This is a genomic window from Bremerella alba, assembly GCF_013618625.1.
GTDB classification, from domain to species: Bacteria; Planctomycetota; Planctomycetia; order Pirellulales; family Pirellulaceae; genus Bremerella; species Bremerella alba.
The window spans coordinates 1-13,207 of the sequence record NZ_JABRWO010000026.1 but is presented as its reverse complement, the minus strand read 5'-3'; the positions used below and the strand labels follow the sequence as shown (position 1 = coordinate 13,207).

The 13,207-nt window shown below is 51.7% G+C and carries 7 protein-coding genes and 2 pseudogenes; 1 reads left to right on the top strand and 8 read right to left on the bottom strand.

Annotated features, from left to right (window positions below):
• Window positions 1-300: 300 nt before the first annotated feature.
• The 8 genes and pseudogenes from HOV93_RS25465 to HOV93_RS25425 all read right to left on the bottom strand — a co-directional run bounded on the left by HOV93_RS25465 (window position 301) and on the right by HOV93_RS25425 (window position 12,411).
• On the bottom strand, window positions 301-1,521 hold the full coding sequence (locus HOV93_RS25465; RefSeq protein ID WP_235991083.1) for an IS256 family transposase: 1,221 nt from the start codon (window positions 1,519-1,521) through the stop codon (window positions 301-303).
• Window positions 1,522-1,605: 84 nt separating this feature from the next.
• Entirely contained in the window at window positions 1,606-4,026 is a 2,421-nt protein-coding gene (locus tag HOV93_RS25460; protein WP_207399376.1) for a hypothetical protein, read from the bottom strand.
• A gap of 135 nt (window positions 4,027-4,161) precedes the next feature.
• The gene (locus tag HOV93_RS25455; RefSeq protein WP_207399375.1) at window positions 4,162-5,250 is read right to left on the bottom strand and encodes a dihydrodipicolinate synthase family protein; all 1,089 of its coding nucleotides are present in this window, start codon (window positions 5,248-5,250) and stop codon (window positions 4,162-4,164) included.
• A gap of 34 nt (window positions 5,251-5,284) precedes the next feature.
• The gene (locus tag HOV93_RS25450; protein ID WP_207399374.1) at window positions 5,285-6,331 is read right to left on the bottom strand and encodes an NAD-dependent epimerase/dehydratase family protein; all 1,047 of its coding nucleotides are present in this window, start codon (window positions 6,329-6,331) and stop codon (window positions 5,285-5,287) included.
• Window positions 6,332-6,432: 101 nt separating this feature from the next.
• On the bottom strand, window positions 6,433-9,057 hold the full coding sequence (locus HOV93_RS25445; RefSeq protein ID WP_207399373.1) for a hypothetical protein: 2,625 nt from the start codon (window positions 9,055-9,057) through the stop codon (window positions 6,433-6,435).
• A 420-nt stretch (window positions 9,058-9,477) separates the two neighbouring features.
• Window positions 9,478-10,455, bottom strand: a pseudogene (locus HOV93_RS26090) (efflux RND transporter permease subunit).
• Window positions 10,456-10,543: 88 nt separating this feature from the next.
• The gene (locus tag HOV93_RS25430; RefSeq protein ID WP_207399371.1) at window positions 10,544-11,023 is read right to left on the bottom strand and encodes an efflux RND transporter permease subunit; all 480 of its coding nucleotides are present in this window, start codon (window positions 11,021-11,023) and stop codon (window positions 10,544-10,546) included.
• Window positions 11,024-11,058: 35 nt separating this feature from the next.
• Window positions 11,059-12,411 (bottom strand): efflux RND transporter permease subunit, encoded by a 1,353-nt coding sequence (locus HOV93_RS25425; RefSeq protein ID WP_207399370.1) that lies wholly within the window; start codon window positions 12,409-12,411, stop codon window positions 11,059-11,061.
• A gap of 22 nt (window positions 12,412-12,433) precedes the next feature.
• On the opposite strand from HOV93_RS25425, the pseudogene HOV93_RS25415 reads away from it, so the two are divergent.
• Window positions 12,434-13,207: pseudogene (locus tag HOV93_RS25415) on the top strand (IS3 family transposase); the annotation flags it as partial.

Sequence of the window (13,207 nt, the reverse complement as noted above, 5' to 3'; positions counted from 1 at the left end):
TCCTGATCAATCTGGCGAGCCATCAACTCTTCCCTGCGGCGCGAGACACGGATTTGGAAAAGCGTTATCATCGCAGAAAGAGATTGGACGCGCTACCGCAGATTACCTAAAGTGCGCGCTGGCCGTGCACTCGCCCCCTCCAATGGTCATCTATTTGCGTCTGGAGATGTCAATTCACAGTCAACAACACCGGTTCTTTCTGATCATGGAAATCAGAACGGTAGTGTCCGTCAATTTGCGCACAATTGTTTTTCAGCCTGACTCTGGAATCTTTTTTGCCGCGCGCGGCAAAAAAGATTTTCACGTTAAAGCTTCTCCTGCCTCACTCGGTTCATCCAGCCGGTCCATGTCCAGGTAACGCCGCGTGCCCCACTTTGTGCCGGCGATGTGACGCAGCCGGGCCGCGACCAGCATCAGGGCGCTTTGGCCGTCGGGGAACGCTCCCACGACGCGTGTACGCCGCCGAATCTCTTTCATGATCCGCTCCAGCATGTTGTTGCTGCGCAGACGCGTCCAGTGCTCGCGAGGGAAGGCCATGTAGGCCAACGTTTCCTCGACGCCTTCCCGGAAGCATTTAGCGGACGCTCCGAGCCGTAGCGAGGTCAGCTTCTCAGTGACCAGTTCCGCCTTCTCTTGTGCCGCGGCTCGGTCTTCCTGGGCATGCACGGCCTTGAGCATCGCCGCCACATCACGCGACTTGCCGCGAGGCACATCTTTGAGCACGTTGCGATAGAAGTGCACAATGCACCGCTGCCAAGCCGCCTCGGGGAAGAACTCGCCCAACGCCTCGACCAGCCCCAGGCACTTGTCGCTGGTGATCAGCCGCACGCCTTGCAGGCCGCGTTCTTTCAGGTAACGCAGGAACGTTCGCCAGCTCTCGCTGTCTTCCTTGGTTCCTTCCGCCACGCCTAGAATCTCGCGATGTCCATCACTGCGAACGCCCACGGCAACCAGCACGGCGACGTTCTTCACCTCGCCGCCCCAGCTTCGTTTCAGCCAGATGCCATCCAGCATCATGTACGGATGCTCTCCTTCCAGGGGCCGATTCCGCCAGGCGTCGATCCGCTCGTAGATCTTCTGGTTCAGTTCGCTGACAGTGCTCGAACTGAACCGGATGCCCCACAGGGCTTCGGCGATGTCCTCGACACGGCGCACCGACACGCCTACCAGGTACATCTCAACCAACGCCTCTTCGACGCTCGATTCACGCCGTTTGTAGCGTTCGATGATCTGCGTCTCGAACGGTAAGCTTCGCAGCCGAGGCACTTTCAGGTCGACTTCGCCTGCCTTGGTATGCAGCTTCCGTGAGTACGAACCTGCCCGCGAGTCGACGCGATCAGGCGATCGCTCATAACGCTTCGCCCCGCACAGCTGGTCCGCCTCGGCATCGAGCATCTGGTTCAGCGTCTCCTCGACGGTCGAGCGGACAAGCTCGTCGAGATGCCCTCGCACGGCCTCGCCGTTAATCTGAAATGCATCCCGGATCTCTTCACTGGTGTGATCTTCTGGTACATTCGTCATGGTCAGTCCTTGGTTCTGGGTTGGTTGATGTTGGTAATCAAATCCATACCAGAGCCAGGGCTGGCTCTCAATTGAGCGCAATATTTAGGACGTTATCTTTTCTGGTTCTAAGGCGTGATGGCTTTTCAGCATTGCAATGAATGCTGGCTTTAACGGCTGCTTTTGCTTTTGAAGAAACTTGAGCATGTTGTTGGAGAGGGCTGTGTTCAGTTGATGATATCGGACTGTTCGATTTACCCTGACGAACCCGACGCGGTCAAAAGCGGTGGGGGCCGAAGAACCATCAACTAAGGGAGCGTGGAGCGTGCAATTGGTCAGGTGCGTCCCCAACTCGGCATCTAGGGCGTAAATCGGCGACGAGCCTTTTTTTACCCGGGGTAGGAATCGGCATTGGGTCAGCATCAAACTGCCTTTCAACGGGCCATCGATTGCGGCCGTGAGACGGTCGACCGTGCTTTCGGTAACGCTTAGATTCGCCGCGCTACCTCCCAGGTAAATACAGACACCTGAGCAATTGGTGATACGAATGTGCGGATAGATGCCACGACCTTCGGGGTATTTCGCGGTCGCAGTCTTACCAAGTCGGAGATGGACGCTGGCAGAGGAATTGGGCTCGGACTCGGCAATCTGCTCTAGGTCGATGTTCTCGAATATCATTTGGCAATTGGCCAGAAGCTGATCACCGTCGTATCGGCCCTCCTTGGTCAACTGATAGTGGTACGGATCAGGAATACTGGCAAGTCGGATACCCTGGTTGCGCCCATGGACAGTGATGTTGCGAGCTGAAATAAGGGTGGGAAAGAAGGTGTTGTTTTCTTCTTTTGGTGATGTCAGTGAAGGTAAGTTCAGCAACCAGACCGGAGAATTAGATTCCGGGAAGTAGCTAAAGTCGATCACAAGATTCTCAATCGTAAGCGTTCGAGCGCAACCTATTGGATAGCCGTAGTCGACTGGTGAGGGATTGCAGTAGAGGACTGTCACCGGTCGATCACGTGTCGGTACCAAACGGCAGTTGCGGATTCGAATGTCGCCATCCCATTTGGCCCCAAAGTCGCGACGCAGATTGACTAACGAATTACCGTGCTCTACGGTATTCTCGATAGTTAACGTGCCTCCTCCGGTAACCGAGATGCCTCGCAATCCGATCACGGAATCCTGAATTGTCAGATTCCAACAATGAAAATGAACATCGACGCGGTTGAGTCGGCAATTCTCGATGCGAAAGTTCTTGTTGAGGTTTGTCCCGAAAACGCCCCAGTGTAGCCAGGTGCCTTCTGCGGTCAGATTACGAAAGGTGCAATTGAGCATCCGGGCCCCGCTGATGCCGTAGGTACCGGCCGCAACACGTCTCTTCGGATCAGCTCGGTTTTGCTCCCACGGAATTAGCCGAATATTCTCTAAGGTTGAATCGAATACACGACTGAAGTTATAAAAACCGCTTCGCGGCTGCATCGAAATATCGCGGTTTCCAGGCTCAAGACCCATCCATTGATTGCGAATGACGGTACGGCTTCGTTCTATCCGGATTCCGTTGCTATAGTAGCCGTCGTACGTATCACCAGGCATATCACCCGAGAGCAAAAAGCCGCCCCCATCGATCGTCAAATAAGAATCATCACAAGGGTAGGCGGTAAGAGTGGTGTAATCATTGAAATGCCAGGCAATGTCCCCAACAATTCGCCCCTCTTCTTCGACGTAGAACAATTCCTCGCGATCCCAAGATTGACCTTTGTATTTGGCACCGGCTCGGAACCCGATTTGATCATTCGCGTCAACGATTGTAACCAGGCAATTTTTGAATTCGGCTAACTCGGGAAGTACGGTAACGCCAGGGCGAAGATTCTTCAGTAGAGAGAGCTTTTGCGCATCATCCAGTTTAATTCTCTGTGCTGTCTTGCTACTTTGAACTACAAAACGTTGCTTTGCTTTTTCGTTGAATTTCTCATTGATATGAAAAATCGTATTGCCCCACTCTACATTGGTGGAAATGGGGATGCTGTTGGTCTTGCCAATCCAGTATTCACCAGAGCGGTGAATGATGGGAAGGCGGTGCTTGTTCGCGAACACGTGGGCCAACTTGATCTGCTTGCCGTCGTCGTTCTTTCCATCTCCTTGAACACCAAACATGTGATAATTGACTGGTCCATCCGGCAGTAGCATGGCCTGCTTTTTATCACGTAAGGCGACAACGTCTCCGCCGTTTGCCGATCGATTACCAAGAGAATGTTCGACCTTGTAGAGCGCACTGCCACCATCGCCAGGCTCGTAGTATCCTAATGTGCAGACGAACGATTCGACTTCCAAGTCCTGGCAAGCACGCATTTCTGCGATGTTTTGGAATGTTCGGCCTGTGCGTTGGTTTGCCGAGTCCGCGTTGTCGGAAGGCGCTGCAACCGCAATAGTGCTACTGGTAAAAGCAACTCCACTAAATCCAAGGAGGGCAAGCGCCGTACGACGCTGTACCGTGTGGTCTTGATAAGGAGTCGAATCGTTTGAGCTCGGCATCGTTACACCATGGTGGGAGTGAGCGTGAGGTAGGATATTAAGGGTATGAAAAAGGAAATGGCGTCGGAGGGGACGCCATTATCACTGGATGTTATTGGTCTAATCGGGGCGAAGAATCTTGACCCATGAGTCATTTTAGCTCAACCACTGATCCAAATGCTCTTTTACGAAATCATCGTCGACGAGTTGGGGATAGGTCGACCGTACACGATCAATCTCATTCCTTTGCCCCGAAGAAAGGCCGACCTTTGGATCGAGCAGATGAAGGTTATCGAGTAATCCTTGTTGTTCAAGAGCATAGTGAATTCCAACGACGCAGCCATCGAACTTATTTCTTGCGTCAAAAAGAGCCGCATTGCAGTCGGTGACCTGAGCGGCGAGCGTTAGCAAATCGGCCGAGAGAGTCGACTCGTCCCAAGTGGCCTGGCAGGTCTGAAGCAACTGGACAGCACACTTCGTCCAGCAAGCCCAATGCCCCAATAGTCCTCCCACGATTCGCAATTGCGTCGTTTGTTGTGGTTCACCAATGACGTATTTGGTCAGCAAGTCGAGGACGATATTATCGTCGTTTCCAGTATAAAGTGCGATCTTGTCAGAACGCCCAGTTTCAGCAATGGCACGAATGACTTCGAGCGTCTTGTATCGATCAAACGGAGCGATCTTCACACCGACGAGATTCGGAACTGTCGCCAGGTTCCGCCAGAAGTTTGGCGAAAGGTCGCGACCTCCCACGGCAGATTGCATATAGAAACCGAAAATAGGAATCTCTGCCGCAATACGCCTACAGTGCGTGACGAGTTCTTCGTCAGTAGCGTTGCTAAGAGATGACAGCGAGATCATCCCGATGTGGTAGCCAAGATCACGAGCAAGGCGAGCTTCGGCGACCGCCTGTTTTGTATCGCCACAGATACCTGCCAATAAAACCGTTTTGCTACCTGACGCTGCGTCGCAATTTCGCGCTGTATCGGCGGCCAGTTCTAACACCGGTTGGTATAACCCAAATTGCGGTTGGCGTATTTCGAACTGTGTGGTGTGTACACCAATAGCCAGGCCCTGAGCACCGGCAGCGTGATAGTAACGAGTTATAGCTCTTTGGCGACGCTCGTCGAGTTTGCGATTTTTTGTTAGGGCTAACGGATGGGCAGGAATAGCGATGCCCGATCGAATCGATTCACGCACCCACGGCTCTGGGGCCGGGAAATTGAAATCACTGGTTTCCGACATTTCATTCGTGTCCTCCGTCTTGCGTGAAGAATGATTAAAAGACTCCATCGCGTACCTCGAAGTGGGTTGGCTTGTTGAGTAGTCGACCTTCACGAGTGACCCAATTGGCCGTTTGTTGCAGGATCGTATCTATCGAAGTGTTAGGCGAACCAAGTAACCGACTGGTTTCGGAAGCGTTGCTCAGAAGTGCGTTTGAAGATTCTTCACCGACAAAAGTGACTTTCCGATTGAGTCGTTGCCCGAAATCTTCAGCGATTCGTCGCACCGACAAAGTATCTTCACCAGTCAGATTAATCAGCCGAGGAGGTGAATCGGCTAGTTCCAGGCTACGAATAATGATGTCATTAGCATCCCCCTGCCAAATACAATTTAAATATCCGCAAGTCAGGTCAATTGGTGTGCCAGCTTGGACCTTGGTAGCGATGTCGACTAAGACACCGTAGCGCAGATCGACCGCATAGTTCAACCGCACCAACACTGTTTTCGTTTCATTGGCAACTGAGTAGTGTTGAAACACACGCTCGCGTCCGAGCGCCGCCTGAGCGTATTCACCAATCGGACCAACCGGATCGGTTACACACGAACCGCCGCTTTCAGTAGGAGAAAATGGATAGACGTTGCCTGTCGAAAGGGCAACGAAGCGTGCGTTAGGATAACGCTCCAGGGCATTCGCAGGAACAATGGTATTGGCCATCCAGGTCTGAGAAGGATTCGCGCTTGTTCCAAACTTGGATCCCACTAGAAAGATCACGTTATCAGCATCGGGAAGCTGTTCGATGGATTTTCTGTCTAGAAGATCGACTGTTTCAGTTTGCACGCCGTTTGCATTTAGCCATTGTTTCGACCGATTGTCGGAGAAGCGACTCGCAGCAATGACCCGCAGGTCGGCCTGAGCCTTGGCGGCGGCAAATTGCGCTCTCGCGGCAAGGGTTGGTCCCATCTTGCCGCCAGCACCAAGAATTAGAAGGTTCCCGCGTAACGTTCCCATAAAGCGTATCAATGCTTCGCTAGGTGTCGTTAGCCAATGGTCAAGTTGATCTTCATCTTGGATCTCAAATGAGTCGGATTCTGAAATTGTCATAACGCTGGTCCCCGAGTCGGTTAGGAATTTGCTGAGCAAAAAATACAGCATCGAAAAGGGTGTCTATCTTTTTCCGAATTGCCGTCGATGGAACGAATCGATTAATGTGGGCTGACTTCGTACTTACCTGGCTCTGCTTGAAAGAATGTCGCATGACTCTTGGCTTTTACTTCCGCCTCGACAATCATCTTTCCTGTGGAGTCACGAACGATCCAAGATCCAGGCTTCAATCCTAGTAAGGCAACTTGCCGTTTAGGTCCCTTGGGAATGTGCAGAGGAAATGACTTTTGCACAAAGTCGACGTTGTTGCTTATGACTACAACTCTGTCTGCAATTGCTATGACGTAGGTTTCTTCCTGTTCTCGGTGTTCGACTGGCAGCGGTTCTGAATTGCCATCGACCATTTGAAAGACGGTTAGAAATCGATGCCGTCGCTCGTTATTCGTTGGTGAAACCATGATTCGATAACCATTGGCTTCAGGGTGAGGGGAGGGGGGAGGATCGAGTTGCATGCCAAAGACGTTCGTCGCGTCCTTGCCTCCATGCACTTTAACGGAGCGGTGGGGTGAACTGGGTAGAAGCAGTTTGACATGTGTATTACCTGTTAGGCCACTTCTTTCGTTTTTAAGGATGAATCCATCTTCGGTCATCTGTGGATCGTGAAGCGTGTTGACCTGCCAGAACTTTTGAAAATCTGCCTTTTGAGTTGTCATGTCATCGGTCAGGATGATCGCGGCCGGAACATCGCTTCGCTTAAGATTGATAAAGCAAAACCCGCGACTGTATTTGCTCAATTTATCGGAATAGGCATCGGTTAGATTGGCTTTGAAGTAGCTAAAGTCAGGCTTTAGCTCTGAAGGACCGAAATCCGTAGCGATTACCTCACCATTATTGAACCACGGATCGCTGGTGACCTGCTGAGGAGTGCGGGGGGCAGTTTGGTTGTATCGTGTACCTCCGTCGTTGGATTCGGCTCTGCGATACTCTTCCTTGGGATCAACTGCCAACATCATGCTGTGAGCGATCGAACGTTTGTTAAAATTTCGGTCGTAGGGTGTGCCATAGAACTTGTAAAGTCCTAGATCGGCAACTTGAAGGCCTCGGAAATAGACTTGCAGCGAACCTGCGTCGGCGTGCTGGTGATTCCCAAAGTGGTAGCCACCACCTTTGATCTCGGCGACGACATCGTTGCTGTCGAGGCCGAGATTCCACCCCGTTCTTGCGACCATTGATCCTAGGATAGGACCAAAGTCCTTAGTCAATGGGAGCGATTCGAGGCTGTCAATCGGTTTCAGTTCTGGGTCGTTCAACAGCAGAAACATCATGGGATCACTGGATGGTCCACCTTGCCGGTAGAAGTCAGCTTTCAGGAGAGGATCACTGGCATAGGTGTACATTAAGAGCATTGTCCGCGGGTACTTCCAGTAATAAAACCGTCCGTCAGCAACACCGCTGGCACCATCGCCGTCGCGAAGCATCATGCCATCAGGCATACGCATATATTGCCAAAATCTGCGGACATCCTTGATGTTCTCGTCAAACGCTGGCTCGCCGGACATTCGATACAATAGCCATGCTGCGTGCATCTCCCAACCAAAGCGGAAGGCTCCGTAGTTTACCCCCTGGTTATAGCGTGGCGATTGAAACTCAAATTTTCGCATCGGAACAAGGTTTTCGAGAATCACGTACGATGTGTACTTGTACATCTCGGGTTCGCGTTCGTAGAGCGCGATGCTCATGCTTAGCAGGTCGCGATTGATCTGAGCCTCGGCGCCATGACCAGTAATGATTGTCTGGCGGAATGGGGGCCAGCCACACTCCATGTCGAGCGCTAACCGTTTGAGACTTTTATGAAACGCGTCTTTTTCCTCGACGCTTAGTAGGTCGTGGCACCAATCGTATACAAGCGAACCAGTGTAAATTGCCCGACCGATTTCTCGGGTGATATCGAGAATGTTACCGAACTCGACTTGGCTCAGATAAGCATTCATCAACTGAACCGCTTCACGTCCTACCTCCTTATCACCGGTCATCAGGTAATAAAACGCTTTCGCTTCCGCAGCTTTCTCGAGCGCCGCGTCATGAGCTACTTCCTCATCTGGGGAGAACTCGACGTTGAAAGGCTTCTTCGCTTGTCGAGTTATCGTTTGCCATGCTTCTTGGTGCTCGTCAGACTCTAGACGCTTTCGAATAACCGGAAGGGTCTCTTGGTTACACCACAACCTAGGGTGACTGGTGGGCGGCTTCCACTTAGGTTCGTAATTTTGAGCTGCCTTGGGAACTGCTGGTTCGACGTAAGGATGGATTGATACGTGGCCAAGACGTACGCCACGGGGGATCCAGAGTTTTAGTTCTTGTGGCTTCCCAGTTAGGTGAAACTTACCAGTTGTCTGGTGAGGTCGATGCCAGGGAACGTACACAACTCGCTTCGTCGGTCGTGTCTGATCAATTTGAAGCTTCAGAAAAAGTGAATCATACTTGCCCTTGGCCTCTTCCATTAGCTGGTGACCTTCGTCATCAACGACGGAGAAAGTACGAATGACGTAAGTGCCTTCCTGAGGAGCTGATACCTGGAATGTGATATCTGGCTGGCGACTATCATTGTTAACGGCAGCCTCGATGCCAGGTTTAAGCGTGATTCCTTGAAGGCCGTTGAGCCCTTCGTCGTCAACAATATCGGTTGTTGCTGGCGTAAGGATCGCATCCTTGGCCGTCAGCGTCGTCATCTCTTTTTCCGCAATCTGGACTGGAGCAGCCTCGCAGGTTCCATAAGCTAAAAAAAGGAGAACGCAAACAGAGCAAATCGCAGCCCAGGCGTATTTCAGCATTGTTGGTCCTTCAAAGTGGTATGGCGGAACAGAGCATTGCCTCGCATAGGGGGCAAACCGGGAGGAGTTCGAGGTAAGCGAGGTGGTATGAATTGAATGACAACGCTGGCACCGATTTGTCTTGTAAAGGAGGAATCGGATGCGGAAAAGGTGATGTCACGTGGCATCATACCGCGCTCGATTTGTTTTGTCACTAGTAAAAGTAATCCTCAAAGAATCACAAAAACAGTGACGGACAAGGTGCTGTGTCAATTAGATAGGCCTACATTGCCATTAAAGTTCCTGGCCGATGGCGTCTCCTGGCATAGATCCTCCGCATCAAATTGAGGAGTTCGCCAGCCATTGATTGTCCAGTTCCTTTTCGGGTTGATTACTTGGGCCGAGCAAGTTCTCGAAGAGATCGTGATAGATCGAATAGAAAACCGGCACCATGTACAGAACTAGCACGGTGCTAACCATGAGCCCAAAGGCAATCGTGGCTGCCATAGGGATAAGCATCTGAGCCTGGCGTGATGTCTCAAACATCAACGGCAAAAGGCCGCCGATCGTTGTGACATAAGTCAGCAAGACGGGACGTGGTCGACGAGCGCCGGCTTCCTGAAGGGCCTGATTAAGGGGCAAGCCTTCTTTTATTCGGTGGTTGATAAAGTCGACCAACACGATGGAATCGTTCACGACGATACCGCATAATCCCACAAGACTGAGTAGGCTAAACAGTTCCAAGGGGCGTCCGAGGACCCAATGGCCAAACACCGCTCCGATCATTGCAAATGGGATGATCGCCATGATCAAAAAGGGTTGAAAGTACGACTTGAATTCGATCGAGAGCAAAACCAAAATCGCGAGCATCGCTACTATAAAGCCGACTAGCAGACTGTTTACCGACTCTTGGGTCTGTTCCTGCTGGCCCTCCCAACGAACGCTGACGTTGGGGAACTTTTCCTACAAAGTGGGAACGAAGTCGGCCTGAAGGGAACTCACGACCTCGAATGCGTTTGCTTCATCTTCGTTAACGTCGGTCGAAATTGTGATCGTTCGCTTCTGCTCCATTCGATATATCTCAGAGTATCCAAGAACGATTTCCACATCCGTGAGTTCTGAAATCGGGCGTTCCACACCATCGTCAGTTCGAACCCATACAACATGAAAGTTCGCCAGGTTTTGACGGTCGCTGCGAGGATAACGAGCCATGATCTTTACCTCGTGTCGACCATGTTGAATTCGCATCACCTCTGCACCGTAATAGGCATTGCGAAGCGTGTTGGCAAGATCCGAAGACGTAACGCCCAGGGGCATCGCATCTTCTTTGACACGAACACGGTATTCCCATTTTCCAGGTATCGCATGCCAGGTACTGCCTGCTTACAGGCCTCTGCAGCACCGCTTAATTGATCGGTATGGGCACTACTGGCCATGAGTTTAATTGGATGGGAACGCCGCTGGGGCCACTGAACATCGTGTCGAAGCTAATGCTATCGACTCCGGGGATTTTCCCTACCTCTTCCCGCCAAATCGCGAGAATTTCAGCACTTGAAAGCGGACGCTCCTTACTACTGACCAACTCGACCTCGACACTTCCCTTATGGCTGGCTCCACTCAAAGCACTTCCTGAGCCAGGCCCGAGTGCAACCTGGGAGCTGACAACGCGACAATAGGTGCTTGCAAGTGGTGTACCCTGTTGGGAATATTTGTCATCAAGTTTCTCAAAAGCTTCGGTAATTCGTCGAGTCCATTTATCGGTTTCCCCAACGGGGGTTCCATCTGGGAACGTAATCGTGCAGACCAGGTTTTTGCTATCGAGGTTTCCCAGAAAGACGAAAGGGACAATTCCTGCTTTGATTAAACCTACTGAAATGACTAACATTCCGATCAAAATTGATAGCGAGATGAATTTGTTCGTCAAAACAATCCGCAGTGTTGGCAGAGATAAAAATACTGAATAAAGACATCCAACGCCCGGGAAGTTCTACGATTGAGCCACCCGATCACATGCATGATCCAGACAAACGGATAAAACACAAATCGCAACAAGCGAAAAACCAAACTGTCTGGGTGGCTCATGTGTGACGGCAGAATCATAAATGCTTCGAGCATCGATACTACCAGCATTGAAACGAGAGCGAGGGGCATAACGCTTAGCATATTTCCCGTCCTACCGGTGACAAACAGCAAGGGGATAAACGCGGCGATCGTCGTAAGAACGGCTGTGATAACGGATGGCATCACCTCAACCGTTTCGTCGTAGGCAGCCTTGGCCGGTGACTTACCCATCAGTCGATGGGCGTGGATGTCAATCGGATCGTCGACAACGATCCCCAACGCCATGATGAACGCAAACATCGAAAGCATGTTGAGAGTACTGCCTGTAAAGTAGAGATACGCCCCGGTTACGAAGACACAAATTGGAATTCCAATGGCGGCCCGAAGGTCGAGAAATAAGGCCAGCAGAAATGCAACCAAGGCCAGACCTTGACGGCCATTAACAATTAACAACTGAACCCGTTCGCGGACGTCGACGGATTGATCGCTCCAGGTAACCAATTGGTAGCCGGTTGGCAGATCGGCGGTATCAACGTAATCGCAAACGGTATCGACGACCGCGAGTAAATCGTCTGTCCTGTTGCGAATAACAGAAAGTGCCAAACCAGGCTCGCCATTGATTTCGCAGATAGCTGCTGTATCGATAAACTCATCGCGAACGACACCTATCTCACCTATGGTTAGTACCGTTCCACTGTTTCCTGAAAGAAGTGGCAGCGTGGCGATTTCTTCCCCATAGAGTCGTCGACTATGACCGCAAAGTAGAATCTCTTGGGTGTCATCGCGAATGGTTTCGCCCGGAAGTTCGTAGTTCTCTTTGGCGACGATCGCGGCCACATTGGATAGCGATAAACCGTAAGACCGTAAGCGTTCTTCGGGGATCTCGATATCGGCAACGCCTGGAAGTCCAAGGAGGTCCTCTCGGACGATCTCGGCGACTTCTCGTAATTTTACAGCCGCGTCGACGCTTGTCGGCGGTGGACCAATGAGACCGACACGGATCGTTGACTCCTGAAGTGTTTGTCTGCGAACTTCAGGATCTTCCGCCTTATCGGGAAAGGTAGAAATTCGGTCGACCTCTGAAAGAATTTCATTAAGCACCCGATCTGGGTCGGAGATATTGGTCACTAGCTCAATCGAAACGGTTGCGGTGACCTGCAACCCAAAAAGTAAGCCATTCAAAATGAGAAAATCGAGGTAAAATCGGGCCATCCTTTTCGAGGAGAAGATGACCATGAAGAAGTCTCGATTTACGCATGAGCAGATTGCCTTTACCCTGAAGCAGGCCGAGTCGGGTGTGCCGGTTGAGGAGGTTTGTCGAAAGCTGGGGATCAGTCAGCAGACGTTCTATCGCTGGAAGAAGAAGTTCGATGGGCTGGGCGTCGCCGAGGTACGTCGCTTAAAGCAACTCGAAGAAGAGAACAAGAAGCTGAAGCAGTTGGTGGCTGACTTGAGTCTCGACAAGCAGATTCTGCAGGATGTGCTGTCAAAAAAGCTTTGAAGCCTGATCGCCTGCGTGCAACGGCCGATCGTGTCCAGGCTGCGTATCGCATCAGCGAACGACGCACGTATCGCTTGTTGAGCCTGGCTCGGTCGACATGCCGCTATCTGTCCGTGAGAGACGATCAGGCACCCCTGAGGATGCGGCTGAAGGAGCTGGCTGCTACGCGTGTTCGCTACGGCTATCGACGGCTGCACATCCTGCTTCGCCGTGAAGGCTGGGCGGTCAATGCGAAGCGTGTCTATCGCTTGTATCGCGAGGAACAACTCGGTCTTCGGACGAAGACGCCTCGTCGTCGAGTCAGTTGTCGGACACGTGCCTTGCGTCCTTCGGCGACTCGCATTAACGACTGCTGGGCGATGGATTTTATGACCGACGAGCTGTTCAACGGGCGTCGAATCCGGCTGTTAACGATAGTCGATCACTTTACTCGTGAGAGTCTGGCGATCGAGGTCGAGCCACGGTTCCGCGGCCAAGACGTCGTGCTGGCCTTGGAGCGAATCGCGG